Here is a 26,446-nt window from a genome sequence, read left to right on the forward strand (position 1 = left end):
ACGCGCCTGCGCAACACCATCGCGCACCCGGCGCCGGCCAGCCTGCGCGCGCAGTTGCTGGCGTACCTGCGCCAGTTCGAAGAACGCGCCGAAGCCGCTGGCGTGGCCCGCAACGAGGTGCTGCTGGCGCGCTACGCGCTGTGCACCGCCCTCGATGAAGCGGTGTTGAGCACGCCGTGGGGCAGCACCAGCGATTGGGGCAAGCAGAGCCTGTTGATCACGGTGCACAACGAAGCCTGGGGGGGCGAAAAAGTCTTCCAGTTGCTCGACCACTGCCTGCAAAGTCCACGGGAGCGCCTGTACCTGCTGGAGCTGTTGTACCTGTGCATGTGCCTGGGGTTCGAAGGCCGTTACCGCGTGATGAACGACGGTCGCAGCCAATTGGAAGCCTTGCGTGAGCGCACGGCGGCGGCGATTCGCAGTGCTCGCGGTGACCACGAGCGCGAGCTGTCGCCCCATTGGCGCGGCGTCACCGTCGCGCGTGATCGGCTGGCGCAGTTCATGCCGCCGTGGATCGCCGTGGCGATTGGCCTGGCGTTGTTGCTGGCCTTGCTGTTCACCTTGCGCCTGCTGCTCGCGGCGCAGGCTGAACCGGTGTTCAAGAACATCCATGCCCTGGGCGAGATCCCGGTGCAGGCCATCGACCGTCCCGTGGCGCAACCCAAAGTGATCGAGCGTCCGCGTCTGGCCGGCTTCCTGGCGGAAGACATCAAGGCCGGTCGCGTCGCGGTGGAAGACAAGGTCGACCGCTCCGTGGTCACCATTCGTGGCGATGAGCTGTTTGCGTCCGCCAGTTCCAGCATCGTCGATGACTACCAGCCGCTGATGCTGCGCATCGCCGACGCCATCCGCAAGGTCAAGGGCCAGGTGCGCGTCACCGGGCACAGCGACAACCGCCCGATTGCCACGCTGCGTTTCCCATCCAACTGGGCGCTGTCCGAAGCTCGGGCCAAGTCGGTATTGGAGATCCTCGCGGCCAAGACCGGCCAGGCTGATCGCTTCAGTGCCGAGGGCCGCAGCGACACCGAGCCGTTGGCGACCAACGCAACTGCCGAAGGCCGTGCCCGCAATCGTCGGGTTGAAATCACCGTATTGGCGGAGGGCGTCGAGTGAAGGCGTTTTTCAGTTTCATGATTCGCTGGGTGATCCCCGTGCTGGGCCTGATCGCCCTGAGCCTGATCATCTGGTTTGTGGGGCCGTTGCTCGACGTGCTGGTGCCGGAAGGGCGCCGTTGGGCGCTGATCATCCTGGTGTTTGCGGTGTGGATCGCCTACCGCGTGTTCCGCATCATCCAGGCGCGGCGCCAAGCGGCCGAAGTGATGCGCAGCCTGGCGGCCGAAACCCCGGCCGACCCCAACAGCGTGGCGACCGCCGAAGAGCTCACCACCCTGCGCCAGCGCATGGACGAAGCCCTGGCGCTGCTGAAAAAGGCCAAGCTCGGTGGCGACGAACGCCGCAACCTCTACGAGCTGCCGTGGTACGTGATCATCGGCCCGCCGGGTTCGGGCAAGACCACGGCGCTGGTCAACTCCGGGCTGCACTTTCCGCTGGCGGCCCAGTTGGGCGCCGGGGCGGTGCGCGGTGTTGGCGGTACGCGTCACTGTGACTGGTGGTTTACCGACCAGGCGGTATTGCTCGACACCGCCGGCCGCTACACCACCCAGGACAGCAATTCCACGGTGGACAAAGCCGCCTGGCTGGGTTTTCTCGACCTGCTGAAAAAGCAGCGCTCGCGCCGCCCGATCGATGGCGCCTTTATCGCCATCAGCCTGTCGGACCTGCTGCTGGGCACCGATGCCGAACGCGCGGCCCACGCGGCGGCGATCCGCCTGCGTATCCAGGAGCTGTACACCCAATTGGGCGTGCGTTTCCCGATCTACCTGATGCTGACCAAGCTCGACCTGGTGCCGGGCTTCATGGAGTTCTTCGACAACCTGAGCAAGGAAGAGCGCGCCCAGGTCTGGGGCATGACCTTTGCCCTGGACGACGGCAAGAACAGCGACAGCCCCCTGGCGCACCTGCAAAGTGAATTCGCCGGCCTCGAGCAGCGCCTCAACGAACGCCTGGTGGAGCGCCTGCAACAGGAGCGCGACCCGGCGCGGCGCGACCTGATCTACGGTTTTCCGCAGCAGTTCGGCGCATTGAAGGACTGCCTGCAAAGCTTCCTCGAAGGCGTGTTCAAGCCCAATGCCTTTGAAGAGCGCGTGTTGCTGCGCGGCGTGTACTTCACCAGCGGCACCCAGGAAGGCAGCCCGATCGATCGCCTGATCGGCGCCATGGCCCAGAGCATGAACCTGGACCGCCAGCACCTGGCGCGCCAGAGCGGCACCGGGCGCAGTTACTTCATCGAAAAACTCTTCACCGCCGTGGCCTTTGCCGAACGAGGACTGGTGGGCGTTAACCCGAAAGTCGAGCGTCGGCGCACGTGGATCGCACGCGGTGTACTCGCGGCCACCGTGGCCTTGGTGATCGTGGTCAGCAGCCTGTGGTGGGTGAGTTATCGCGCCAACCAGGCGTATATCGCCCAGGTCGACCAAAGGGTCGCGCCACTGGGCCAGACCGTCCAGAACCTCAGCCCGGCGCAGCGTGAAGTGCTCGCGGTGCTGCCGCTGCTCAATGCGGTGAAGAACCTCGCGGGGGATTCGCCGAGCTGGTCCGAAGGCCTGGGGCTGTATCAGGGCGATATGCTCGAAGCCGAGTCCGCCAGCGTCTATCGCAAGCTGTTGATCGCCGTGTTCGCGCCGCGCCTGGTGACGCGCATCGAGGAGCAACTGCACGGCGGCGGCAACTCCGACTTCCTCTACGAAGGCCTCAAGGCCTACCTGATGCTCGCCGACAGCGAGCATTACGATCCGGACTTCATCAAGGCCTGGATCGCCCTCGACTGGGACCGTAACCTGCCGCGCGATCTGCCGGCCGATCAGCGCCAGGCGTTGACCGGGCACTTGCAGGCGCTGTTCGAGCGTCATCCGCCGAATGCGCGCCTTGACCCGCGCTTGATCGACGATCTGCGTCGCCAGTTGCAACAGCTGCCGGTGGCCCAGCGTGTCTACGACCGGGTCAAACGCCAGAAACTGCCTGAAGGTATCCCGGACTTCCGTATCAACGAAGCCGCTGGCCGCGATGCCGCGCTGGTGTTCAGCCGTAAAAGCGGCAAGCCGTTGGGCGAGCCGTTGAGTGGCTTTTTCACCGCCAAGGGCTATCGCCAGGCGTTTTTGCTCAGCAGCCTGAACCAGACCGGCACCCTGGCTGAAGAGCAATGGGTGCTGGGCCATGAGCAGGCCGATCAGCAGAACGTGGTCAGCCTGGCCGCCGATGTGCGTCGCCTGTATTTCCAGGACTATCAGCGCCAATGGGATGCGTTGCTCGCCGATATCGACTTTGTGCCCATCACCAGCGTGGCCCAGGCAGCCGATGTGCTGCGGGTGATTTCCGGCCCGAGTTCGCCGCTGAAAAAACTGCTGGTGGCAGTGGCCAAGGAAACCGATCTGCAAGCCGAAGAGCGCCAATTGGCCGCCAAAGGCGTGCCGGTGGAAGGTGGCGTCGACAAGCTCAAGGAGCGCCTCGGCAGCCTGCTCGGCCAGGAGCAACCGACGGCCAATGCGCCGGCTGCAGCGGATGATCCGGTGACCGCGCACTTTGCCGAACTCAACAGTATCGTCAGCAAGAACGAAGGCGAACCGGCGGCCATCGACGGCCTGTTGTCGGACATGAACGCGCTGTATGTGCAGGTCAGCGCCATGGTCGGGGCCAGCGGCGATGCCTTGCTTGGCGAGGCGAAGAACCAGGCGGCGGCTGCGGCCACACGGGTCAGCCTGAACGCCGAGCGCCAACCGCCGCTGGTGCAGGGCATGGTCAAGTCGGTGGTCAACTCCACCACCAACAGCATGATGGGCGGGGTGCGTAACCAACTGAACGCGGCGTGGGTCAGCGAAGTGGTCAACGTGTACCGCCAGTCCCTGGCCGGTCGTTACCCGATGTCGCCGGGCAGTGCGCGGGATGCGACCCTGGATGACTTCGGCCAGTTCTTCGGCGTGGGCGGGGTGATGGACAACTACTTCCGCAAATACCTGCAGCCGTACGTGGACACCTCGGCACAGACCTGGCGCTGGCAGCCGGGCGCGGCACAGAAACTCGGGATTGCGCCGGGCGTGCTGCAAACCTTCCAGCGCGCGGCGACGATCCGCGATGCGTTTTTCCGCTCCGGTGGCACCCAACCGATCGTGCGTTTTGAACTCAAACCGGTGTCGATGGACCCGACGATCACCCAGTTCCTGCTCGACCTCGACGGCCAGCAATTGAGCTACGACCACGGCCCCAGCCGCCCGGTGGCGATGCAATGGCCGAACCCCGGCAGCATTGGCGTGGTGCGTATCTCGATCATGCCGCCGTCGGCCAGTGGTCGCTCGGGCGTGACCCTCGACGGGCCGTGGGCCTGGTTCCGCCTGCTGGAGCAATCGGACCTCACCGCCGGCAACTCGCCGGACCGCTTCAACCTGCGCCTGCGGGTCGACGGTGCGAGCATCGCCTACGAGTTGCGTGCCAACAGCGCCTTCAACCCGTTCAAGAGCCGTGTGCTCAGTGGCTTCAGCCTGCCGGAGCGGCTATGACGACGCTGGGTTTCTACGGCAAGCTGGCCAGTCGCGGAGACTTCGTCAGCCGTGCCTTGCCCCAGAGCTTTATCGGCCCTTGGGACAGCTGGCTGGCGGCGGGGTTGCTCGCCAGCCAGAACAGCCTCGGCGCCGACTGGCTCAATGCGTACCTGGTCAGCCCTCTATGGCGCTTTGTGCTGGCGCCCGGCGTGTGCGGGCCGGATGCGGCGGCGGGCGTGGTGATGCCGAGCATTGACCGGGTCGGGCGCTATTTCCCGTTGGCGGTGGTCACCTTGCTCGATCACGACATCAACCCGGCGTCCCTGGTGGGCGGGCCGGACAGCTGGTTTGAGCAGGCCGAAGAGCTGTTGCTCAGCACCCTGGATGCCGGCGCCACGTTTGAACGCTTCAACGCTGGCCTCGATGACCTGGGCTTACCGGCGACCGAGCCGCGTGCGGTGGACAGCCGTTTCGCCGGCCTGCAGCGCGTGGCGGCCAGCGTGCCGCACCAGCGCATGACCGCGCTCGCCGAACAGGCCTGCGACGGTGCGAGCCTGTGGTGGGGGCGTGGTTCGCAGACGATTTCCCCTGGTTTATTGCGGTGTCAGGGCCTGCCTGCCGCCGGCGATTTTGCGCAGTTTCTGCTCGGACAAGAAGGTGTGGTGTAGATGGGGTCGACGTACAAATCCGCGAGCAAAAGCCATGTGGGCATGGTTCGCCAGGTCAACGAAGACGCGTGCCTGGACCTGCCGGAAAACCGCCTGTGGGTGGTGGCCGACGGCATGGGCGGGCACGCGGCGGGGGATTATGTCAGCAGCCTGATCGTCGACAGCCTGCGCAGCGTGCCGATGGGCCGTTCCCTCGACGAGTACTCGGCAGCCCTGCGCAATGACCTGACCCGCATCAACGCCGCCGTGCGTGAAGAAACCGCCAACCGTGGCGTGACCATGATGGGCAGCACGGTGGTGGTGCTCGCCGCGCGCGGTTTGCGCGGTGTGTGCCTGTGGGCCGGCGACAGCCGCCTGTACCGCCTGCGCGACGGCGTGCTCGAAGGCATCTCCCGCGACCACAGCTACGTCCAGGACCTGCAGGACAGCGGCCTGCTCAGCGAAGCCGATGCCCGCGTGCACCCGCGCGCCAACATCGTCACCCGCGCCATTGGCGTGGAAGCCCAGCTGGAACTGGCGGTGGTCGACCTGCTGATCGCCCCCGGCGACAGCTACCTGCTGTGCAGCGATGGCCTGAACAAGACCGTCGAAGACCATGAGATCCGCGAAGTGCTCAGCCACGACGCGCCGGATGAAATCGTGCGCAGCCTGGTGCACCTGGGGCTCAACCGTGGCGCGCCGGACAACATCACCGCCATCGTCGTGAAGGTATCGGCATGAACATTGTGATTCCGGGCTATGACATCGACGGCGAGATCGGCGAAGGCGCCATGGCCAGCGTGTACCTGGCGACCCAGCGCTCCCTGGAGCGCAAGGTGGCGCTGAAGGTGATGGCGGCGGCGCTGGCGGCCGACCCGAGCTTCTGCGAACGTTTCCTGCGCGAGGGCAAGACCCTGGCGCGGCTGTCCCACCCGCACACGGTGACCATCCATGACATCGGCAATGTCGGTGAGCTGTACTACATGGCCATGGAATACCTGCCCAACGGCACGCTCAAGGAGCGCATCGCCGCCGGCCTGACGCCGGAGCAGGGCATTACGCTGATCCGCCAGATCGCCTCGGCGCTGGGCTATGCCCATGCCCAGGGGCTGGTGCACCGCGACGTCAAGCCCGCAAACATCCTGTTCCGCGCCGATGGCACGGCGGTGCTGTCGGACTTTGGCATTGCCAAGTCCCTGGACGACCGCACCCAATTCACCCAGGCCGGTTTTGCCGTGGGCACGCCGAGCTACATGAGCCCGGAGCAGGCGCGGGGACAGGAGATCGATGGCCGTGCCGACCTCTACGCGCTGGGCGTGGTGCTGTATGAAATCCTCGTCGGCAAGCTGCCGTACAACGGCAACGATGCGCTGTCCACCGCGCTGGCGCACCTGACCGAACCCTTGCCGGAATTGCCGGTGCACCACGGGCGTTATCAGGGTGTGTTGCGCAAGCTGTTGGCCAAGGACCCGGCAGAGCGTTTCCCGGATGCGGCGGCGTTGCTGCAGGCGCTGGATAACCTGCCTGCGGAGTCGCCGGAGGCCACGCTGGTGCGGCCGTTGCCGATCCCGCTGAGTTTTGATCTGGCGGGCATGACCCCGGTCACCATCGACATCCCGACCGACAGACCCCAGCCGCAACCGGTGCGCCAGCCGGTGGTGACGCCGACCCAGCATAACGCCGTGTCCGAGCAGCGTCGTGGGCCGGTGCTGGCACTGGCCGCCGTGGCGGTGGCCGTCGCATTGGCCATTGGTGGCGGCAGTTACTGGTGGTTGAGCGGCAGTGATGAGCCGGCCAAGCCGCCGGCTGCCGTCGTGCCTCAGGCCAAGTCACCGGCGGCGGTCGCCGACGTGCCCCCGGCAACGCCCACTGCGGCCGCCGAAGTGGACGGCGGCCAACGGCCGTTGTTGATGGCCGGTAAGAAGACTTTGTTCCAGCGCGTGCTCAGCAAGCCCGGCGCCAAGCTGTCGGATGACGCCGGCAGCGCGCCTGGCAAGGCCCTGCCGGCGTTCTCCGTGCTGTATGTGTACCAGCGCAAAGACGTCGACGGCAGCCCGTGGGTGCGCGTCGGTGCCGCCACCGATGGCCGCAGCGACGGCTGGTTGCCGGCCGCCCAGGTCAGCGACTGGAAGCAAAGCCTCGTGCTCAAGTTCACCGAACGCTCCGGCCGGGCGCCGGTGATGTTCCTGCGCCAATCCGGCGAAGTGGAAAAGTTGCTCGCCGATCCAGCCGCCGCCAAAGGCGTGCTGGCCAAGGCGCAGAAGAACAGCGACGACAACGGCCAGGTCCTGGCCCTGGAGCCGGCCGCCAGCGCGGTGCCGCAGAACCAGTTCTACCTGTTGCCGATCTTCGACGCCAAGGAGAGCTTCGACGAAAACGGCCAGCCGGTGCAGTTGCTTAACGTCGCCTCCATCGACCCAGGCAGTAACGCGACGGCCAAGCCATCGACCCCGGTGATCAACGCCAATGCCGACGCCTTCCGCACTGCCGTGGTGCTGGTGGTGGACACCACGGTTTCCATGCAGCCCTACATCGACCAGATCCGCGATGTGGTGCACGAGCTGCAAACCCGTATCGCCGAGCGTGGCGAGCTGGACAGTGTCAGCTTCGGCATGGTCGGTTTCCGGAGCAGCATCAAGAAAACCCCAGGCCTGGAATACGTGGCCAAGACCCTGATCAGCCTCGACCAGGGCCGTGACCCGCAACGCTTCCTCGACATGGCGCGCCAGGTCAAGGCGTCCACCGTGTCCAGCCACTCCTTCAACGAGGACGCGTTTGCCGGGGTGATGCAGGCCGTGGACGGCATGGACTGGTCCGGCTACGGCGGTCGTATCATCCTGCTGGTCACCGATGCCGGGGCGTTGCGCAAGAACGACCCGTTTGCCGCCACCCAGATGAACGAAGCCGAAGTGCGCCAGGCCGCACTGGGCAAGCAGATCAAGATCTACGCGCTGCACCTGCGCACCGACGCCGGCAAGAAAACCCACGCCGGCGCCGAGAGCCAATACCGCACCCTCACCGCCGACGCCAACCCGCAGATCGGCGACCTGTACACGCCGGTGCCGGGTGGCGATGTGCGCAAGCTGGGCGAGCGTGTCGACGAGATCGGCAGCGTGTTCGCCAACCTCGTGCACCAGGTGCGCAGCAATACGCCGCAAGCGGTGCCGCTGCTGAGTGCCGCGCCGAGCCTGGCGGACAAATCCGCCGCGGTCGGCTATGCCATGCACATGGACTTCCTCGGTCGCCGGAACGCCAGCCAGGCGCCGCAACTGGTCAGTGCCTGGACCGCCGACCGCGACCTGACCAATCCCGCGCTGCCGGCGTTCCAGGTGTGCGTGATGCTGACCAAATTGCAGCTCAACGACCTGCAACAGTCGCTGAAACTGATCGTCGATGCGGCGCGCAAGACCCAGACCTCGCCCAAGGATTTCTTCCAGGAAATCGCCAGCGCCTCGGCCTATATGAGCCGCGACCCCCAAGCCCTGCGCAAGGGCGGCAACCTGGCCGACGGCGGCATTCTCGGCGAATACCTGGAAGGCCTGCCGTATCGCAGCAAGTCGCTGAACATGACCCAGGACCTGTGGTTGTCGTTGAGCGTGGCCGAGCAGGAAGACTTTATCGACGAGCTGGATTCGAAAATCCGCCTCTACGAAACCTTCCACAATGACCTGGCCAACTGGGTCCGTTTCGGCGATGCCGAACCGGGTGATGCGTTGTACCGCGTGCCGTTGTCGACACTGCCGTAATGCTGAACTTGAGCGCGGTGCACAAAAGCCGGGGTGTCGGCAGCCAGCGTTACAGCCTGGTGATCCCGGCGCTGCACCTGCGTGCCGGCGAGCAATTGGCAATTGTCGGGCCGAGCGGGTGCGGCAAGAGCACCTTGCTGGATCTGTTGGCGCTGGTACTGGCGCCGGATCAGGTGGGCCGGTTCGAATTCAACCGGCAGGACATTGGTGGACTGTGGCGCGCCGATCAGCAATCCACCCTGGCCGGGCTGCGCAGCCAGCACTTGGGCTATGTGCTGCAAACCGGCGGGCTGCTGGGCTTTCTGGATGTGCGCAGCAATATCGCGCTGTCCCGGCAACTGCTGGGGTTGAAAGACGATGGCAGCGTGACGCGCCTGGCGGAACAGCTGGAGATCAGCGACCAGTTGGCCAAGAAGCCGGCTGCGTTGTCGGTGGGCCAGCGCCAGCGTGTGAGCTGCGCCCGCGCCCTGGCCCATGCACCGCAACTGGTGCTGGCCGATGAACCGACGGCGTCCCTTGACCCGCTGAATGCCGAGCGCGTAATGCAGGCCCTGCTGGCCCAGGCCCGCGAGCACCGCGCCGGCTGTGTGATCGCCACCCATGACGAACCCTTGGCCCGTGCCAGTGGCTTGCAGGTGCGGCGCATCAGTTGCCGTCGCGATACCGATGGCGGCGTCACCGCGACCCTTGGGGAGGCGTGCTGATGCGCATCCCTTTGGTGGCGTCCCTGGCCTTTCAGGATTACCGCAACGATGCCTGGCTGTCGGCCTGTTCGGTGTTGGCGCTGGTGGCGGTGATTGCGCCGTTGCTGGTGTTGTTCGGCCTGAAATTTGGACTGGTTAGCAGTTTGACCGAACGTTTGGAGACCGATCCGGCCACCCGTGAAATTATTCCGCTGGGCGGTGGTCGATTCAGCAGCGCATTTGTCGAACAGCTCGGCCAGCGCAGCGATGTGGCGTTCGCCTTACCGCGCACGCGGCAGATTGCGGCGACGGCGCAGGTGGGCACGCTGACCCTGGAAATGCTGCCGACCGCTGCGGGTGATCCGCTGCTGAACGGCCTGCCGATGCCCAGGGGCCTGGACCGGATCGTGCTGAGCCACACCGCTGCCGAGAAGCTTGCGGCGCGGCCTGGGGATTGGCTGGAGACCCGCTTTGCGCGGCAAGTGGCGGGGCGTGTAGAAGCCCAGCGCACGCGCTTGCAGGTACTGGGGGTGCTGCCGCTGGAAGCCTTCGCCCGGGATGGGTTGTTTGCCGATTTGAGATTGCTGGAAGCGGCGGAAGATTACCGCGATGGCCGTGCGGTACCGGCGTTGGGTTGGGCCGGTGACGAGGTGGGTGTGAGCGAGCAGCGGGTGTATCCGGCGTTTCGCTTGTATGCGCGCAGCCTGGCCGATGTGGAGCCGCTGCGGGTATTTTTCGCCGGGCAGAATCTGTTGGTATCGACCCAGGCACAGACGATCGCCCAGGTGCAGTCGCTGAGTCGCAACCTGTCGATCGTCTTCTGGATCATCGCCGGGCTGGCCTTGGCGGGCGCGTTTGCGGCGATCTTCGCCGGGGCGTTGGCCGCTGTGGCACGCAAGCGCCGGGAATTGTCGGTGTTGCGTCTGTTGGGGTTTTCCACCGGCGCGCTGTTGCTGTTTGTGGTGCTGCAGGCGCTGTACAGCGCAGGGTTTGCCGCTTTACTCAGCGTTGGGCTGTATGGCCTGGCCGAGGCCGCGTTGAACAAGTTATTCGTGCAGGTGCCGGGCGAACACGCCAGCCACCTGCTGGCGCGTCACTATGGCCTGGCCCTGGTTGCAGTCCTTGGCGTCAGCGCCGTGGCGGCAGCCTGTGGTGGTTGGCGAGTGGCGCGTATCCAGGCTTCTGAAGGAATCAGAGATGTATAAGTTACTGGGCGCCGTTGTGGCGCTGAGCCTGGCCTCGCTGGCCATGGCCGATGAAGCGAGCGACAAGCTCGACAACCCCAAGCCGTTGCCCGACGACGTCAGCCTCCCGCTGCCGTGCGAAGGCACTATGGTGTTCCGCTACGCCTACGTGCTGGCCCAAGGGACCTTGGATGACCGCGAGATCAGTCTCGGCTACCCCTTCGCCGAAGGCGAGGCGGGTTACCAGCAGTCATTTATCTCCGGCTACCGCCGCGACTTTATCAACGGCCAGTTCACCCTCAAGGACTTGCCGAAAGACTGGAGCAAAGTCATTGCTCCGTTGATGCCGAAGACCGACGCCAAGACCCCGCTCAAGCCCATGCTGTACTTCATCGGCAAGTACGAAGTGACCGCCCGCCAGTACGCCCAGGTGATGGCCCAGGCGCAATCCCTGGCCAGTGGCGAACCGGCACCGGCGTGCGATGCGCCCACCGGCATGGCCGGGCGTTTGCCCAAGGTGAAGCTGTCGCGCTTTGAGGCTGAGCGCTTCTCGGCGGTGTACAGCGCCTGGCTGATGAAATACCACCGCGATTTGCTGCCGGTGAGCGGTCGTGGGTCGTCGGCGGAAGACGGCGGCCTGGGTTTCGTGCGCCTGCCCACTGAAGTGGAGTGGGAGTTCGCCGCACGCGGTGGCCAGGCGGTGAGTCGCCAGGACTTGGAAGGGCGCCTGTTTCCACGCCGCACCGAAGGCAGTGAAAGCGATGGCCCGCTGGGTGATTACGCGGTGTTCAACCAGGTCGCCGGCGGTACTGGCCAGGCCGCACGCTTGATGCCTATCGGTACCAAGCTGCCCAACCCCATCGGCATGTTCGACGTGATCGGCAACGCCGCGGAAATGGTCCAGGAGTCCTTCCAGCTGGTGCACGCCGGTCGTCGCCAGGGCACCTACGGCGGCTTTGTGGTCAAGGGCGGCAACTACCTCGAAGGCGAGGGCACGCTGTTTACCGGCATGCGCCGCGAATACCCGCTGTTCGCCGCCGACGGCACCGAGCAAAGCAACGAGACCACGGGATTCCGCGTGGCAATCGGGGCGTTGTCGGCGCCGCGCTCGCGTTACAAGGAGTTGTTTGCGCAGTGGCAGAAAGAAGGCCGCCTGGCCTCGCTGACCGACGCCATCGACGACGCCCAGGACCCGACCAAGCGCCTGGACAGCATCATCGCCGCCAGCGTCGACCCCAAGCTGCAGGCCGAGTTGGGGCTGGTCAATGAAGAACTCAAGCGCAATGTCTCGCTGATCGCCCAGCAACGCGAAGAAGCGGCGGGCAACCTGATTCAGTCGGCCGCGCTGGTGGCCGAGACCATCAGCAACTACAACATCCGCCTGGCCAACCTGCAGAAGAGTCGCCAGCAGGCCCTGGACAACAAGGAAGAGGCCAGCGCGGCACTGTTTGCCACGGCTATCGAGAACGGACGCAGCGCCCTCGATGGCGCGGTGGCGATCTATATCGACAACCTGGCCACCGGCACGCGTTACACCGATGCGGTGATCCAGGCGCAGTTTCAACGGATCAAGGAAGAGTTGGATCGCAAGCCCGTGCTCGGCAAGAGCCTGGTGACGCGCGCAACACTGTTCGTTCGCCATGTCGGCAACTACCGCAAGCAACAGCGGGCCGACCCGGCGACGATCTTGAAGGAATTGCTCGCAGCGAGCGGTCAGCGCTGATCGCTGGCTGTATGGCGAGCTTGGAAGGGACTCAGGCGGCAGTGGCCGCACTGGGCAAGTCAAACTTAGAAGAGAACACAACCTATGCTTTTTTCCCGTAAGGCGGTTTCCAAGCGTCACTTGCTGCTGATCGCGGCCGGTTTCAGCACTGTGCTGACCGGCTGCGCCACGTCGCCGGCCTCCAAGGTCGCGTCGAGCACCAAGGTCGAGTACTACCCCAACTGCTACGAGCCGGTGCAGCACTTGCGCGCCACCGATTCGAACATGACCAAGTCGGTGGTGACCGGTGCGGCCATCGGCGCGGCCGGCGGTGCCCTGCTCGGCGCCCTGACCGGCGACAAGGAAAAACGTGGCCGTAACGCCGCCATCGGCGCAGCGGGCGGGGCCCTGGCCGGCGGCGCAGCGGGGTACTACACCGAGCGTCAGAAGCAGATCGCCGACGACAACCAGCGCATTGCCTCGTATGCGGCTGACGTGAACAAAAGCGCCTCCGACATCGACCGCAGTACCGCGTACGCCAGGGCGTCCCAGCAGTGCTACCAGAGCGCATTCACCAAGTTGGTGGCTGATCGCAAAGCCAAGACCGTCAACGACACCGAAGGCCGCAAGCGCCTGGCGGAAATCGTCTCGGGCCTGAAGGAATCCAATGACCTGATCGTGGCGGTCAACGGCAAAGCCGCCGAAGACCTGAACAACTACACCCAGGCCTACGAGAAAGACCTGCAGCAGGTCGGCGTACAGCGTGCCGACGTGGTCACCGTGGCCAAGGCCGATGTAACGCCCGTTGTGACGCCGGGCAAGAAGAAAGGTACCGGCACCAAGCCACCGAAGAAGCCACCGCTTCCAACCGTACCAACAGAAGCCGTGAGCACCGAGAAAACCTTCCAGACCGCCCAGACCAAGCAGGATGAAAGCAAGAAGGTCGCCAGCGCCGGTAAAGCGCAGATCGAAGGCACTTGCCGCGATCCTAACCTGGTCGACTGGGCACCGGTGCCTTGCCCTAACGTTTAAGTAACATGCTGCTATAAGCGTCAAACGCCAGCCGATCTTCCGCTAATGCGCAAGATCGGTAGCGTTCTTTTTGCAATTGGTTAAACTGCTGCGGCCACTCAATAATTACACCGAGGCCGTGTGCATGAAATTTCGTCTTCTCCTGTGGGTGCTGGGCCTGATGATGGGCAAAGCCAGCCGCACCAATCCTGCCTTCCAGCAACAGCTGGGTGACAAAGACCTCGCGTTCCAGTTGCAGACCCTCGACGGCAAGGTTGCCCGTCACTTCATCGTCAAAGACCAACGCATCACCAGCCGCTCGGGCGTTCACCCGGCGCCGGCGTTCGCCATCGCGTTCAAGGATGCCGCCTACGGCTTCGCCACGATGCAGGCGAAGAACAAGCAACTGGCGTTCATGACGGGGATTCAGGACAAGTCGATCCAGATCAAGGGCAACCCGGCGCTGGTGATCTGGTTCCAGGGGTTGACCAAGTATTTGGGGCGTAAGCGCAGCTCCAAGCGATGAGCCACAAGCTGCAAGCTTGAAGCTGACTACTTGAAGCTTGCAGCTGCTGTTAAGCCTGGCTGAACTGCGAGGCCAATTCGCGCAACAGCACCTCGGCATCCAGCACCTTGGCCACGACTTCATCCGCTTTGTCACGGCTCAAGCCCAAACGCTCAAGCAGTTCGTCCGGGATGGTCTCGTCCGGCCCGGACCCAATCCCCCGGCTGCGCAGCAGGCGCACGGCCAGGCACACCAGGTTCGGGTATTCGGCGTATTGCCCATCGTAGGTCGGGTCGTGCTGGAAGCGCAGGGCAGTGGACAGCTCGTCCGGCATGTCCCAGTAGCGCATCAGCCAGGCGCCGATCTGCTCGCGGCTGATGCCCAGCAGGTGTTGCTCCACATAGCTGTGGCACAGGTGCGGGTTGACCTCCAGGTGGCGGCAGATCAGCGAGAAGTGCGGCGGGAACACATGGGCCAGCAACAGGTAGCCGAAGTTGTGCAGCAGGCCGGCGAGGTAGGTCAGGCCGGCTTCCGGGCGCTGAGCACGGGGCATGGCGCGGGTCAGGCCTTCGATCACGGCGGCGGTGTAGATGGACTGGTGCCAGTACGGTGTGGCCTGGTGCGGGTGGTCCTTGGGCAGGCTCAAGGTCTTGCCCAGGGCCAGGCCCAAGGCGAGGTTGATCACCAGGTCAAAACCCAGCACGCGCACGATGGCGTCTTCCACCGAGCGGATCTTGCCCGGCGATGCGTAGTACGGCGATGCGGCCCAGCTCACCACTTGGGCGGCCAGTGCCGGGTCGGTTTCGACCACGCCGGTGATGTCGTCGATGGTGGCATTGGGGTCGACGCGCAGCTTGATGATCTTCTGGGCGGTGTCGGCCAGCGGTGGAATCTCGATGGTCGCTTCCAGGCGTTGCTGGATGCGACGGGCGGTAAACGCCTGCATCGCCTGGGTGATTTCCTCACGGTCATCATTGGGGCGGTCGAGGTTCGGGCGGATGTTGCTCAGCGGTTCACCGAACTGGGCCGCGCTGGCCTTGGTGAGCATGGTCTTGAACGCGTCGCTGGCGATTTCCAGCAGCAGCCCGGCTTCGCCCGAATGCACCAGCAGGCTCGGCTCGTCGAGCAGGCTGCCTTCGTACAGGCACGGCGAACTGGTGAGTGCCGGCAGGCCCGGCAGCAGGCTCAGGTCGTGCTTGCCCAGCATGCGCGCGACGCGGTCCGGCGACACGGCCGTAAGGCGGCGACCCGTGAGTTCGGTAAGGCGGTTGAGGTCCAGCAGCTGGTTCTGCGGGAACAGCACCATCAGGGCGCCCACCGCGTCTTCCAGCAAGACGGCCTGGACTTTTTGCGCAGGATTCAGGCCCGGATGTTCGGTGACTTCCGTGTAGCTGATGGCGAGTTTTGCGAGCAAAGCCCGAATGACCGGTGGGGCGGTCAGTGGGGCTGTGGCGTGGGCAACTTCTGACATGGCCTGATCCAATTTCTTACAGTCACCGAAGTATAACCAGCTTGATACACCTGTAGGTCGGATAAGTGCGTCAGGCGTCACACTTGGCCGTATTGCTGCCCATGGCGCAGCCAGCGATCCAGCAGCGGGCTGACGTGATCCGGCCAGCGTTCCAGCAACGCCTGCGCCGCATCGCGTACGGCAGGCAGCAGGTCGGCGTCGCGCATCAGGTCGGCGACCTTGAACTGCAGCAGGCCGGTCTGGCGGGTGCCGAGCATTTCGCCGGGGCCGCGCAGTTCGAGGTCTTTCTCGGCGATGACAAAACCGTCGTTGGTCTCGCGCATGATGCCCAGGCGCTGGCGGCCGATCTGCGACAACGGAGGGTGGTAGAGCAGCACACAGTGACTGGCGGCGCTGCCTCGGCCCACACGGCCGCGCAATTGGTGCAGTTGCGCCAGGCCCAGGCGTTCGGGGTTTTCGATGATCATCAGGCTGGCGTTGGGCACGTCCACGCCCACTTCAATCACGGTGGTAGCGACCAGCAGCTGCAGGTTACCGGCCTTGAATTCAGCCATCACCGCGGCCTTTTCCGCGGGCTTCATGCGCCCATGGATCAGCCCGACCTTGAGTTCGCCCAGGGCGCTGGTGAGGTCTTCATAGGTGGTCTCGGCGGCCTGGCAGGTCAGCTCCTCGGACTCTTCGATCAGTGTGCACACCCAGTACGCCTGGCGGCCTTCGGCACAGGCGCCGCGCACACGTTCGATCACTTCGACGCGCCGGGTGTCGGTGACCAGCACGGTGTTGACCGGTGTGCGGCCGGGGGGCAGTTCGTCGAGGATCGAAGTGTCGAGGTCGGCGTAGGCGCTCATGGCCAGGGTGCGCGGGATCGGGGTGGCGGTCATGATCAACTGGTGCGGGTTCATGCGCCCGCCCACGCCTTTCTGGCGCAGGGCCAGGCGCTGTTGCACGCCGAAGCGGTGCTGTTCGTCGATGATCACCAGGGCCAGGTTCTTGAACTGCACTTCGTCCTGGAACAGCGCATGGGTACCCACCACCATCGGTGCACCGCCGGCGATCTGTTCCAGCGCGGCCGCGCGCGTCTTGCCCTTGAGCTTGCCGGCCAGCCACGCGACTTCCAGGCCCAGGGGCTCGAGCCAGCGCTTGAACGTGATGAAGTGCTGCTCGGCGAGGATCTCGGTGGGCGCCATCAGCGCCACCTGGTAACCGGCTTCCAGGGCTTGCAGAGCGGCGAGGGCGGCGACCACGGTCTTGCCCGCGCCCACGTCGCCCTGGATCAGGCGCAGCATCGGCTCGTGCTGGCTGAGGTCGTAGGCGATTTCATTGCCCACGCGCTGCTGGGCGCCGGTCGGCGCAAAGCCGAGGTTGGCCAGGTATTGCGCAGGCAAGCGCGTGGCCTTGGGCATGGCCGGCGCACGCAGGGAGCGCATGCTTTCGCGCAGGCGTTGCTGGGACAGTTGGTGAGTCAGCAGTTCTTCGAACGCCAGGCGGTGCTGGGCCCAGTGATGACCGAGGGCCAGTTCGTCGACATCGGCGTCCGCAGGGGGGTGATGCAGGTAGCGGATCGCATCGGCCAGTGGCGCCAGTTGGTAGTCGCGGGCCAGTTCCAGGGGCAGCCAGTCGGGCAGGCTCTGCGGGCCAAGCATGCTCAGGGTCTGCATGCACAATTGGCGCAGGCGCTGTTGGGTCAGGCCTTCGGTGAGCGGGTAGATCGGCGTGAGGGTGGTGTCCACCGGCGGCGGTTCGTCACCGGTAATGGCGCGGTATTCCGGGTGGTAGATCTCCAGGCCGGAGGCGCCGGGGCGCGCTTCGCCGTAGCAGCGCACGCGGGTGCCGCGCTTGAGGCCTTCTTTCTGTGCGTTACTGAAATGGTAGAAGCGCAGGCTCAGGCCGCCGGTGCCATCCTGCAGGCGCACCACCAGACTGCGGCGCTTGCCCATCACCACGTCGGCACCGCTGACGGTGCCTTCGACCACCGCATCCTGCCCAGGACGCAGTTGGCCGATGGGCACCACGCGAGTGCGATCCTGATAGCGCAGGGGCAGGTGGAACAGCACGTCCTGGAGGTTTTCCAGGCCGACCTTGGCCAGCTTCTCGGCCATGGCCTCGCCGACACCCTTGAGTGCCGTCACCGACACCTGCGACAGCTCAGTCATACGTTTACTTAGCTCGCAGCAGGCGGCTTGGCCACCGAACACAGGCGGATCGAATCGGCGAGGATCTCAATGGCTTTGGGCCGTGGGAAGCTGGCGCGCCAGGCAATCGCCACGGTACGGAACGGCACCGGTGGCGTGAGTGGGCGCACTTCGATCACGCCGGGGGCGTAGTGATGGCTGTCCACTGCCGACAGCGGCAGGATCGAGATGCCCAGGCCGGACGCGACCATATGCCGGATGGTTTCCAGGGAGCTGGATTCCACAGTGGTGTGCTTGGCGCCGTCGTTGCCTTTGGTCAGGGTCGGGCAGGCTTCCAGCACCTGGTCGCGGAAGCAGTGGCCTTCGCCGAGCAGCAGCAGGCTCTTGTCGTTGAGCAGGCCGGCGTCGATGGTGTCTTTTTGCGTCCACGGATGGGAGGCGGGCATCAGCACGTAGAACGGCTCGTCGTAGAGCGGCAGGGTCAACACATCCGCTTCGTTGAACGGCAGCGCGATGATGATCGCGTCCAGCTCGCCGTTGCGCAGTTTGTCGCGCAGCACGTGGGTAAAGTTTTCTTCGATATACAGCGGCATCTGCGGCGCGACGCGGTGCAGTTGCGGGATCAGGTGCGGGAACAGGTACGGGCCGACGGTATAGATGGCGCCGACTTTCAGCGGTGCGGTCAGCTGGTTCTTGCCGGCCTGGGCCAGTTCGCGAATGCTTTGCGCCTGTTCCAGCACCTTCTGGGCCTGGGCCACGATGCCTTCGCCCACCGGGGTGAGGCGCACGGCGCTTTTGCTGCGCTCGAAAATCAGCACACCGAGTTCGTCTTCAAGCTTCTTCACGCCCACCGACAGCGTCGGCTGGCTGACGTGGCAACGCTCGGCCGCGTGGCCAAAGTGTTGCTCTTGGGCGAGGGTGACGATGTAGCGTAATTCTGTAAGAGTCATAGCGGGCGTCCATGAGGTTGCGGGCCAAGCATACCGGCTGCAATCGATAGACGCACGTTATCAGAACTTTGCTGGGGATTGAGGGGGGAATGCGCGGGATTTTGCTGAGAGTGGCGAGGGGTGTCCCTCGCCATCATCATTTTCAGCGACGACGCTTCTCGATGTTGTACACGAACGGTGCAACGATCTCGATGCTGCCGCCCTTGAGCATATCGGCTGGCGGCTTGGGCAGCGGCTGGGCACGACGGATCATGTCCAGGGTGGCGCGGTCCAGGTCGGCGTTGCCGGAACGCCCCACCAACTCGTAGGACAGCACGTTACCGTCGCCATCCACCACGAACTTCAGGCGGTTCAGGCCTTCCTTGCCACGGGCCTGGGCACCTGGCGGGTACTTCTTGTACTTCTGCAAGTGTGCCAGCAGGGTGCCTTCCCAGGACGCTTTGGCGGCGATCTGTTGCGGCGACGGGCCAGGTACGGGCTGGGCCGATTTTTCAGCCGGTGCCTTGGTGGGCGGAGCGTCGCTCGGCGGGTCCTCGGAGGGTTTCTCCTTGGGCGGCTCGATCTTTTTCTCCACCGGCTTGGGCGGCTGCGGTTTAGGTTTTGGCTTGACCGGCTTGGGCACCTGGATCGTTGGCTTGGGAGCCTCGGCCAGTTTCGGCAGGGGCAGCTCTTCCACCGGTGCAGGCGGTTGCGGCGGCGTTACCACTTTCGGCGGCGCCGGAGGCGGCGGTGCTGGCATCGGGGCCAGGTCGATGACCATGGCTGCCGGCGGCAACTGCACCGTGCGCGGCGCTGACCAGTGGAGCGCGATGGCAATCGCGACGGCATGCACGCCCAGCACGACGGCGAGGCTGGTGCCATAACGCGTCAGTTTGTGGCGCGTCGTGATCATTTCTTGGCTGCCGTCTCAAGTCCGACCAGGCCTACCTTGAGGTAGCCGGCTGCCCGCAGGGCATCCATCACGCTCATCAGGTCGCCGTAGTCCACGCCCTTGTCGGCCTGGAAGAAGATCGTCGTGTCCTTCTTGCCTTGGGTCTTGGCATCGAGCACCGGCCCCAGGGTTTCGGTCTTGACCTCTTCTTCGCCCAGGAACAGGCGTTGGTCCGCCTTGACGCTGAGGAAGATCGGTTTCTCCGGCCGCGGCGCAGGCTTGGCGCTGGAGGCGGGCAGGTCAACCTTGATGTCCACGGTGGCCAATGGAGCGGCCACCATGAAGATGATCAGCAGCACGAGCATCACGTCGATAAACGGCGTGACGTTGATTTCGTGGTTCTCGACGAGTTCGTCGTCGCCTTGATTCAAATGCAGGCCCATGGCCGATTACCCCACTTTCACCATGTGCGGTTGCGAGCTGCGCTCGGTAGGCAGGTGATCGAGGTCGCGGCTGACCAGCAGCAGGACTTCTGCCGACGCGTCCGATACCTGGGCCTTGTAGCCGGCAATCGAACGGGCGAAGACGTTGTAGATCACTACCGCAGGAATCGCGGCGACCAGGCCCAGGGCGGTTGCCAGCAGGGCTTCGGCGATGCCGGGGGCGACGACGGCGAGGTTGGTGGTCTGGGTTTTGGCGATGCCGATGAAGCTGTTCATGATGCCCCAGACGGTACCGAACAGGCCGACGAACGGCGCGGTGGAGCCGATGGTCGCGAGCACGCCGGTGCCGCTGCTCATGTTACGGCCGCAGGCTGCAACCAGGCGTTCCAGGCGGAACGCCACGCGCTCCTTGATGCCTTCTTTTTCACGGGTGTTGGCCGACAGGCGCATTTCTTCCAGTGCGTCGTGCACCAGGGTGTTGGCCAGGGTGCCTTTCTTGGTCGCGCTTTCGCTGGCTTCCTTGAGGGTGGTGGCCTTCTTCAGGTGGACGATTTCAGTGCGCAGACGGCGCTTGGCACCCAGCAGCTCGAAGCCTTTGGCGATCCAGATGGTCCAGGTAATGATCGACGCGATGGCCAGGCCGATCATCACGGCTTTCACCACCACGTCAGCATTCTGGTACATGCCCCATGGCGACAGGTCGTGGGCCATGCCCAGGGTGTTGTCTTCTTCCAGCACGACACCGGTTTCGTCGGCGGCGGCTGGGACTGCAGCCTGGGCCGGGTCGGTGGCCGCAGCGGGTGCGGTTGGAGCCGCAGCATTGTGCTCGGCGGCGGCCGGGGTAGCCGGGGCGGTGGCATCAGCGAATGCGGCGGTCGGCGCCAGCAGTACGCTGAACAGCATCGCAGCAATCGCACGCCAGGCGCGGGATGGGCTGTGAAGCTTGGTTGGCGAAGCGGGGGTTGTATTACGTGTCATGCTGGCCGGACCTGAGAGAAGAAAATGACTGATCGTCCTTCCAGACCCAAAGGGGTCGAGGACAAATGGGCGGTTATTATTGCAAGTAATTCTTGTTAACAGAAGTAATACAGTAACTTTATTTGCCCTTTTTCTGGCCGCCGGTCTGCTGTGAGGGCTAATCTAGACCTTTAAGAACGGAGTTTTATGATGTCTGTGCCTTCGGTTGTGATTGCCGGATGTGGCGATGTGGGTAGTCGGCTGGCTAGCCAATTGCTGGCCTCGGAATGGGAGGTTCATGGCCTGCGGCGCGATATTTCACGCCTGCCCGACGGGGTGATCGGCATTGCCGGCGACCTGTTCAACAAGGATTGCCCTGACACCTGGCCGATCGGCGGGGTGGATTACCTGGTGTACTGCGCCGCCGCCACCGACCACGATGAGGCCGGTTATCGCGCCGCTTACGTGCAAGGGTTGCAGCATGTGCTGGAGTGGCTGAAGGATTATGGCCAGGAGCCCAGGCACCTGCTGTTTGTGTCCAGCAGCAGCGTATACGGGCAGCAGAATGGCGAGTGGGTCGACGAAACCTCCGAAACCCAGGCCAAGGGTTATTCCGGGCAAGTCATGCTGGAGGCCGAGCAGGTGGCACTTAACAGTGGCATTCCTGCGAGCGTCGTGCGGTTGACCGGCATTTACGGTCCTGGTCGCGAATGGCTGCTGACCCAGGTGCGCCAGGGGTACCGTGTAGCGCTTGATCCGCCTTTATACGGCAACCGTATACACGCCGATGATGCGGCGGGCTTGCTGGCATTTTTGCTACGCCACGTGGAGCAGGGCGGTTCGCTGGATAAGGTCTATATCGGCGTCGACGATGCACCGGCGCCCTTGGCCGAGGTGGTGGCCTGGCTGCGTGACTACCTGGGCGTCACTGAGTGGTCCGAGGACGCGAGTGTGCGGCGTGCGGGCAGCAAGCAATGCAGCAATGCCCGGATAAAGGCGCTGGGGTGGACGCCCACGTATGCGAGCTACCGCGAAGGGTACGCAGCCATTCTTAAAGGCTGAAATGCGGTTAAAGATGTGGGAGGGGGTAAGTCCCTCTCCCACATTTGGAGCTGGGTGATGACTGCTATTGTTTTTCAAGCAGCCATTGGCGCGGCCCGGGAGTGAACTGAGGCACTTCATCCGCTTGAGCGGTGTTGACCGCCTGGAAGATCTCCAACTGCTTGCCCTTGCGCACGAAGATCCACGGGTTACCCACGCCGTTGAGCTGCAGCCACATGCTGTCGTAGCCGCCGCTCATGGAGGCACAGTCACCGGCCAGGCACAGAGAGTACCGATCAACATTGGGCAAACCGGCGACCTTGCCGTCAGGCTGGAACTGGACAGTGGCACCGTTGCCGAAGCCGTCGGTGATCTTCCAGTCGCCGCCCATATAGGCTGCGTACAGGGCGCGTTCGAAGTTGGCACCCAGCGGCGCACCTTCCGGTGCAGGTTCCTTGGCGCGGGCAAAGAGCTGCTCGGGCTCGTTGTCGTTGGCCACTTGCAGCAGTTGCCTGCCTTTGCGCTTGAGTTCAGTGGCGGAGCTGCCGTAGAAGTCGACGCTCCAGGCGCCGGACTGTTCGCCGAGCAACTTGCCTTCCGCGACTTCAAAACCGTTGTAGTAACGTGCCTGCGAAGCCTTGGGGTTGACCTCCCATTCGAGGTTCGGGCCATAGCTTTGCAGCGCTTCACGCAAAGGGCCGCCCTTGGCTGCCGCATCGATGGCGACCTGGTTGATCCAGGTGCCGCTCACATCCTGGTTGGCAGGGTTGCTGGCGCAGCCGCCGAGCAACAGGGCGAGCAACGAAGAGGCTACAAGCGCTTTGCGCATCATGAAATCCTTTTAAAACGAAGTCGGCGCAGCCTATGGAGGCTGCGCCGGGTGTTTTACTCGATGACCAGAATTGCGTCCATCTCAACCTGTGCGCCCTTTGGCAGGGCGGCAACACCAATGGCGGCGCGGGCTGGGTAAGGTTGTTCGAAGTACTTGCCCATGATCTCGTTGACCTTGGCGAAGTGGCTCAGGTCGGTGAGGAAGATGTTCAGCTTGACGATGTCCTTGAACGAGCCGCCGGCAGCTTCGGCCACGGACTTTAGGTTTTCGAAGACCTGTACGGTCTGGGCTTCGAAGCCTTCCACCAGTTCCATGGTCTTTGGGTCCAGCGGGATCTGGCCGGACATGTAGACGGTGTTGCCCGCCTTGATGGCCTGGGAGTAAGTACCGATGGCGGCTGGGGCCTTGTCGCTGGTGATAACGGTCTTGGTCATGAATGACTCCTTGTAATGGATGGGCTACGCACGCATGCGGGTGATGCGGATCACACCGGTCAAGGCGCGCAGTTTCTTGATCACGCGGGCCAGGTGCACGCGGTCATGCACGCTGACCACCAGCTGGACCACGCTGATGCGACCATCGCGCTCGTCCATGCTGATTTTCTCGATATTGCCGTCGGCCGCGTTGACGCTGCTGGCCAGCAGGGCGATCAGGCCGCGCTGGTGTTCCAGCTCCACGCGCAGCTCGACGTTGAATTCGCCGGTGACATCCTTGGCCCACGAGAGCTGGATGCATTTTTCCGGGTTGTGACGGATCTCGGTGATGTTGCGGCAGTTGTCGAGGTGAACGACCATGCCCTTGCCAGCCGACAGGTGGCCGACAATCGGGTCGCCAGGGATCGGCGTGCAGCATTTGGCGTAGCTGAGCACCAGGCCCTCTGTGCCGCGAATCGCCAGCGGGCCTTCGGGGCTTGGCAACTGTTCGCCTTCGCCCAGCAGGCGGCGTGCGACCACGTAGGCCATGCGGTTGCCCAGGCCGATATCTTCCAGCAGGTCTTCGATGGTTTCCTGGCGGTACTCGTGGAGCATCGCTTGCACGCGCTCCTGCGCAATCTTGTCCAAGGCGCTGTCGAAGCCGTTGAGCACTTTGTTCAGCAGGCGTTCGCCCAGGCTGATGGACTCGGAGCGGCGCTGCAGTTTCAGCGCGTGGCGGATGTGTGTGCGGGCCTTGCCGGTGACCACGAAGTTGAGCCACGCCGGATTCGGGCGGGCTCCGGGTGCACTGACGATCTCGACCGTGGAGCCGCTTTGCAGCGGTTCGGACAGCGGCGCGAGACGGCGGTTGATCCGGCAGGCAATGCAGCTGTTGCCGACGTCGGTGTGCACCGCGTAGGCAAAGTCGACCGCAGTGGAGCCTTTGGGCAGCTCCATGATGCGGCCTTTGGGCGTGAATACGTAGACCTCGTCCGGGAACAGGTCGATCTTCACGCTTTCGATAAATTCCAGGGAGTTGCCGGCACGTTGCTGCATTTCCAGCACGCCCTTGACCCACTGGCGGGCGCGGGCATGGGTGCCTTTGGGCTGCTCGTCGCCGCTGGATTTGTACAGCCAATGGGCGGCGATGCCGTTGTTGGCCATCTCTTCCATTTCGCGGGTGCGGATCTGGATCTCGATCGGCACCCCGTGCATACCGAACAGTGTGGTATGCAGCGATTGATAGCCGTTGGCCTTGGGAATGGCGATGTAGTCCTTGAAGCGCCCCGGCAGGGGTTTGTACAAATTATGTACAGCACCGAGGACGCGGTAGCAGGTATCGACCTTGTCCACGATGATGCGGAACGCGTACACGTCCATGATCTCGTTGAAGGCCCGGCGCTTGCCGCGCATCTTCTTGTAGATGCCATAGATGTGCTTCTGCCGGCCGCTGACCTCGCCCTCGATCTCGTCGATCGCCAGGCAATGGCTCAGGGATTCTTCGATCTTGTTGACGATTTCCTTGCGGTTGCCCCGGGCGCGCTTGACGGCCTGGTAGATGCGCGCCGAACGCATCGGGTGCATGGCCTTGAAGCCGAGGTCTTCGAACTCGATACGAATGGCGTGCATACCCAGCCGGTTGGCAATGGGCGCGTAGATTTCCAGGGTTTCCTTGGCGATGCGCCGGCGTTTTTCGCCGGACAGCACTTCCAGCGTGCGCATGTTGTGCAGCCGGTCGGCCAGCTTGACCAGGATCACCCGGATGTCCCGGGCCATGGCCATGGCCATTTTCTGGAAGTTTTCCGCCTGGGCTTCGGCCTTGGTCTCGAAGTTCATCTGGGTCAGTTTGCTGACCCCGTCGACCAGTTCGGCCACGGTTTCGCCAAATTGCGCACTGAGCGCTTCCTTGGCAATGCCGGTGTCTTCGATCACGTCATGCAGCATCGCGGCCATCAGGCTCTGATGGTCCATGTGCATGTCGGCCAGGATATTCGCCACCGCAAGAGGATGGGTGACGTACGCCTCACCGCTTCGGCGGCGTTGCCCGTCGTGGGCCTGTTCGGCGTAGAAATACGCTCGGCGGACCAGGTTGACCTGGTCGGGGCCGAGGTAGGCCGATAAGCGATCGGCGAGGGCGTCTATGCTCGGCAAAGTGTGAACTCCTGCCGAAGGCTGTGACCCCGCGCCGTGCTACGTCGACCAGGCATAGGCTTAGACGGCCTCGTTGGACTCGTCCTCGAACGCTGCAAACAACGGTTCGTCTTCAACGATTTCAGCGTTGGCGATGAACTCGTAGCTCATCAGGCCTTCAGCGATTTCACGCAGGGCTACAACGGTAGGCTTGTCGTTTTCCCACTGGACCAGGGGCTCTTTGCCGCCAGTGGCCAGTTGACGGGCACGCTTGGTAGAGAGCATGACCAGCTCAAAGCGGTTTGCCACGTGGTCTAGGCAGTCTTCAACGGTTACGCGGGCCATGATATTCCTCGGAGCGAATGCAAGATGCGCGCTGCCCGGTTGGGCGAGCGGACTGAGCAGTTTAAAAAATCACCAGCGTTTAGGGAAGCGCTGATTTTTCGCAGGCTCTCGCAAAACCGCTGCAAGCGCCAATGTAAAGCCCTTGCAGCGGTTTTGGGAAGGGCCAATCAGCCGAGCAGTTCGGCTAGTAATTTGCCGAAACGCTGCTGTTGACGCTTTTGCTGGAGCTGATTGGCGCGGAAAATCGCCTTCAGGTCATCCAGCGCGTGGGAAAAATCGTCGTTAATGATCAGGTAGTCGTAGTCGACATAGTGGCTCATTTCGCTGACAGCTTCCCGCATGCGGCCTTCGATGATCTCGTCGCTGTCCTGGCCACGGTTGGTCAGGCGCTGGTGCAAGGCTTCGAGCGACGGCGGCAGGATAAAGATCGAGCGTGCCTTGGGCATCAGCTGGCGCACTTGCTCGGCGCCCTGCCAGTCGATTTCCAGGATCAGGTCGTGGCCTTCGTCCAGGGTCTGCTGCAGGTGGCTCTGCGAGGTGCCGTAGAGGTTGCCGAACACCTCGGCGCGCTCGAGGAAGTCGCCATGCTCGATCATCTTGACGAACTCGGTGCGCTCGACGAAGTGATAGTGCACGCCGTTCACCTCGCCCGGACGCATGGCGCGGGTGGTGTGGGAGATCGAGATGCGAATCTGCTCGTCAGCGTCGGTCAGGGCCTTGACCAGACTGCTCTTGCCCGCGCCCGAAGGGGCGGAAATGATGTACAGGGTGCCGGTGCTATGGGTCATGGA

22 protein-coding genes are annotated in these 26,446 nt (G+C 64.0%); 11 read left to right on the forward strand and 11 right to left on the reverse strand.

The window, feature by feature from the left end:
• The 10 genes from BFP99_RS27845 to BFP99_RS27890 all read left to right on the forward strand — a co-directional run.
• Positions 1-1,113 (forward strand): DotU family type VI secretion system protein (locus BFP99_RS27845; protein WP_065948730.1); only part of this gene is annotated, 1,113 nt, incomplete at its 5' end.
• Entirely contained in the window at positions 1,110-4,610 is a 3,501-nt protein-coding gene (gene tssM / locus BFP99_RS27850; RefSeq protein ID WP_065926727.1) for a type VI secretion system membrane subunit TssM, read from the forward strand. The genes BFP99_RS27845 and tssM, both read left to right, overlap by 4 nt.
• Positions 4,607-5,260 (forward strand): type VI secretion system-associated protein TagF, encoded by a 654-nt coding sequence (tagF, locus tag BFP99_RS27855; protein WP_065926726.1) that lies wholly within the window; start codon positions 4,607-4,609, stop codon positions 5,258-5,260. Before tssM ends, tagF begins: the two co-directional genes overlap by 4 nt.
• Positions 5,261-5,980 carry a PP2C family protein-serine/threonine phosphatase gene (locus BFP99_RS27860; protein ID WP_027608272.1) on the forward strand — a complete coding sequence of 240 codons (720 nt, stop codon included), beginning with the start codon at positions 5,261-5,263 and terminating at the stop codon, positions 5,978-5,980.
• Positions 5,977-8,985, forward strand: coding sequence for a serine/threonine-protein kinase (locus BFP99_RS27865; protein ID WP_065948731.1), 3,009 nt, complete (start codon positions 5,977-5,979; stop codon positions 8,983-8,985). The genes BFP99_RS27860 and BFP99_RS27865 overlap by 4 nt, the downstream gene beginning before the upstream one ends.
• Positions 8,985-9,689 (forward strand): ABC transporter ATP-binding protein, encoded by a 705-nt coding sequence (locus tag BFP99_RS27870; protein WP_065926723.1) that lies wholly within the window; start codon positions 8,985-8,987, stop codon positions 9,687-9,689. Before BFP99_RS27865 ends, BFP99_RS27870 begins: the two co-directional genes overlap by 1 nt.
• Positions 9,689-10,873: an FtsX-like permease family protein gene (locus BFP99_RS27875; RefSeq protein WP_065948732.1), complete on the forward strand. Its 1,185-nt coding sequence runs from the start codon at positions 9,689-9,691 to the stop codon at positions 10,871-10,873. The genes BFP99_RS27870 and BFP99_RS27875 overlap by 1 nt, the downstream gene beginning before the upstream one ends.
• Before the next feature lie 43 nt (positions 10,874-10,916).
• Entirely contained in the window at positions 10,917-12,575 is a 1,659-nt protein-coding gene (locus BFP99_RS27880) for a formylglycine-generating enzyme family protein (protein WP_242001056.1), read from the forward strand.
• An 84-nt stretch (positions 12,576-12,659) separates the two neighbouring features.
• Positions 12,660-13,586, forward strand: a complete 927-nt coding sequence (tagQ, locus tag BFP99_RS27885) for a type VI secretion system-associated lipoprotein TagQ (RefSeq protein WP_027608277.1) — start codon at positions 12,660-12,662, stop codon at positions 13,584-13,586.
• 124 nt (positions 13,587-13,710) lie between these two features.
• A complete protein-coding gene (locus BFP99_RS27890) occupies positions 13,711-14,091 on the forward strand; it encodes a helicase (RefSeq protein ID WP_065948786.1) in 381 nt (126 codons plus the stop codon).
• A 49-nt stretch (positions 14,092-14,140) separates the two neighbouring features.
• On the opposite strand, the gene BFP99_RS27895 is transcribed toward BFP99_RS27890, so the two are convergent.
• From BFP99_RS27895 to exbB, 6 genes are all read right to left on the reverse strand, one after another.
• The gene (locus tag BFP99_RS27895; RefSeq protein ID WP_065926720.1) at positions 14,141-15,541 is read right to left on the reverse strand and encodes an aminoacyl-tRNA deacylase and HDOD domain-containing protein; all 1,401 of its coding nucleotides are present in this window, start codon (positions 15,539-15,541) and stop codon (positions 14,141-14,143) included.
• A gap of 77 nt (positions 15,542-15,618) precedes the next feature.
• Complete coding sequence (recG, locus tag BFP99_RS27900; RefSeq protein ID WP_065926719.1) at positions 15,619-17,694, reverse strand: ATP-dependent DNA helicase RecG; 2,076 nt, start codon at positions 17,692-17,694, stop codon at positions 15,619-15,621.
• Between the two features lie 8 nt (positions 17,695-17,702).
• A complete protein-coding gene (locus tag BFP99_RS27905) occupies positions 17,703-18,623 on the reverse strand; it encodes a hydrogen peroxide-inducible genes activator (RefSeq protein ID WP_015886540.1) in 921 nt (306 codons plus the stop codon).
• Positions 18,624-18,765: 142 nt separating this feature from the next.
• Positions 18,766-19,515 (reverse strand): TonB family protein, encoded by a 750-nt coding sequence (locus BFP99_RS27910; RefSeq protein WP_027608280.1) that lies wholly within the window; start codon positions 19,513-19,515, stop codon positions 18,766-18,768.
• Positions 19,512-19,937, reverse strand: coding sequence for a TonB system transport protein ExbD (exbD, locus tag BFP99_RS27915; RefSeq protein ID WP_017526806.1), 426 nt, complete (start codon positions 19,935-19,937; stop codon positions 19,512-19,514). Before exbD ends, BFP99_RS27910 begins: the two co-directional genes overlap by 4 nt.
• A gap of 6 nt (positions 19,938-19,943) precedes the next feature.
• Complete coding sequence (exbB, locus tag BFP99_RS27920) at positions 19,944-20,915, reverse strand: tonB-system energizer ExbB (protein WP_065926717.1); 972 nt, start codon at positions 20,913-20,915, stop codon at positions 19,944-19,946.
• A gap of 189 nt (positions 20,916-21,104) precedes the next feature.
• Here exbB and BFP99_RS27925 point away from each other — a divergent pair, with 189 nt between their 5' ends.
• Positions 21,105-21,956 carry an SDR family oxidoreductase gene (locus BFP99_RS27925; RefSeq protein WP_065926716.1) on the forward strand — a complete coding sequence of 284 codons (852 nt, stop codon included), beginning with the start codon at positions 21,105-21,107 and terminating at the stop codon, positions 21,954-21,956.
• 64 nt (positions 21,957-22,020) lie between these two features.
• Here BFP99_RS27925 and BFP99_RS27930 read toward each other — a convergent pair whose 3' ends face one another.
• From BFP99_RS27930 to gmk, 5 genes are all read right to left on the reverse strand, one after another.
• Positions 22,021-22,764: a hypothetical protein gene (locus tag BFP99_RS27930; protein ID WP_065926715.1), complete on the reverse strand. Its 744-nt coding sequence runs from the start codon at positions 22,762-22,764 to the stop codon at positions 22,021-22,023.
• A 56-nt stretch (positions 22,765-22,820) separates the two neighbouring features.
• Positions 22,821-23,201 (reverse strand): RidA family protein, encoded by a 381-nt coding sequence (locus BFP99_RS27935; protein ID WP_003176922.1) that lies wholly within the window; start codon positions 23,199-23,201, stop codon positions 22,821-22,823.
• A gap of 24 nt (positions 23,202-23,225) precedes the next feature.
• Entirely contained in the window at positions 23,226-25,331 is a 2,106-nt protein-coding gene (spoT, locus tag BFP99_RS27940) for a bifunctional GTP diphosphokinase/guanosine-3',5'-bis pyrophosphate 3'-pyrophosphohydrolase (RefSeq protein WP_005792489.1), read from the reverse strand.
• A gap of 60 nt (positions 25,332-25,391) precedes the next feature.
• Positions 25,392-25,655, reverse strand: coding sequence for a DNA-directed RNA polymerase subunit omega (rpoZ, locus tag BFP99_RS27945; protein WP_017735757.1), 264 nt, complete (start codon positions 25,653-25,655; stop codon positions 25,392-25,394).
• 167 nt (positions 25,656-25,822) lie between these two features.
• Positions 25,823-26,443, reverse strand: a complete 621-nt coding sequence (gene gmk, locus BFP99_RS27950) for a guanylate kinase (protein ID WP_027608284.1) — start codon at positions 26,441-26,443, stop codon at positions 25,823-25,825.
• Positions 26,444-26,446 lie beyond the last annotated feature (3 nt).

Source organism: Pseudomonas sp. 1 R 17, from assembly GCF_900067035.1.
Classification (GTDB): domain Bacteria; phylum Pseudomonadota; class Gammaproteobacteria; order Pseudomonadales; family Pseudomonadaceae; genus Aquipseudomonas; species Aquipseudomonas marginalis.

Coding starts and splice junctions, on each gene's coding strand:
- tagF (WP_065926726.1), top strand. CDS start 4,607: ATGACGACGCTGGGTTTCTACGGCAAGCTGGCCAGTCGCGGAGACTTC.
- BFP99_RS27860 (WP_027608272.1), top strand. CDS start 5,261: ATGGGGTCGACGTACAAATCCGCGAGCAAAAGCCATGTGGGCATGGTT.
- BFP99_RS27865 (WP_065948731.1), top strand. CDS start 5,977: ATGAACATTGTGATTCCGGGCTATGACATCGACGGCGAGATCGGCGAA.
- BFP99_RS27870 (WP_065926723.1), top strand. CDS start 8,985: ATGCTGAACTTGAGCGCGGTGCACAAAAGCCGGGGTGTCGGCAGCCAG.
- BFP99_RS27875 (WP_065948732.1), top strand. CDS start 9,689: ATGCGCATCCCTTTGGTGGCGTCCCTGGCCTTTCAGGATTACCGCAAC.
- BFP99_RS27880 (WP_242001056.1), top strand. CDS start 10,917: ATGGCCGATGAAGCGAGCGACAAGCTCGACAACCCCAAGCCGTTGCCC.
- tagQ (WP_027608277.1), top strand. CDS start 12,660: ATGCTTTTTTCCCGTAAGGCGGTTTCCAAGCGTCACTTGCTGCTGATC.
- BFP99_RS27890 (WP_065948786.1), top strand. CDS start 13,711: ATGAAATTTCGTCTTCTCCTGTGGGTGCTGGGCCTGATGATGGGCAAA.
- BFP99_RS27895 (WP_065926720.1), bottom strand. CDS start 15,541: ATGTCAGAAGTTGCCCACGCCACAGCCCCACTGACCGCCCCACCGGTC.
- recG (WP_065926719.1), bottom strand. CDS start 17,694: ATGACTGAGCTGTCGCAGGTGTCGGTGACGGCACTCAAGGGTGTCGGC.
- BFP99_RS27905 (WP_015886540.1), bottom strand. CDS start 18,623: ATGACTCTTACAGAATTACGCTACATCGTCACCCTCGCCCAAGAGCAA.
- BFP99_RS27910 (WP_027608280.1), bottom strand. CDS start 19,515: ATGATCACGACGCGCCACAAACTGACGCGTTATGGCACCAGCCTCGCC.
- exbD (WP_017526806.1), bottom strand. CDS start 19,937: ATGGGCCTGCATTTGAATCAAGGCGACGACGAACTCGTCGAGAACCAC.
- exbB (WP_065926717.1), bottom strand. CDS start 20,915: ATGACACGTAATACAACCCCCGCTTCGCCAACCAAGCTTCACAGCCCA.
- BFP99_RS27925 (WP_065926716.1), top strand. CDS start 21,105: ATGTCTGTGCCTTCGGTTGTGATTGCCGGATGTGGCGATGTGGGTAGT.
- BFP99_RS27930 (WP_065926715.1), bottom strand. CDS start 22,764: ATGCGCAAAGCGCTTGTAGCCTCTTCGTTGCTCGCCCTGTTGCTCGGC.
- BFP99_RS27935 (WP_003176922.1), bottom strand. CDS start 23,201: ATGACCAAGACCGTTATCACCAGCGACAAGGCCCCAGCCGCCATCGGT.
- rpoZ (WP_017735757.1), bottom strand. CDS start 25,655: ATGGCCCGCGTAACCGTTGAAGACTGCCTAGACCACGTGGCAAACCGC.
- gmk (WP_027608284.1), bottom strand. CDS start 26,443: ATGACCCATAGCACCGGCACCCTGTACATCATTTCCGCCCCTTCGGGC.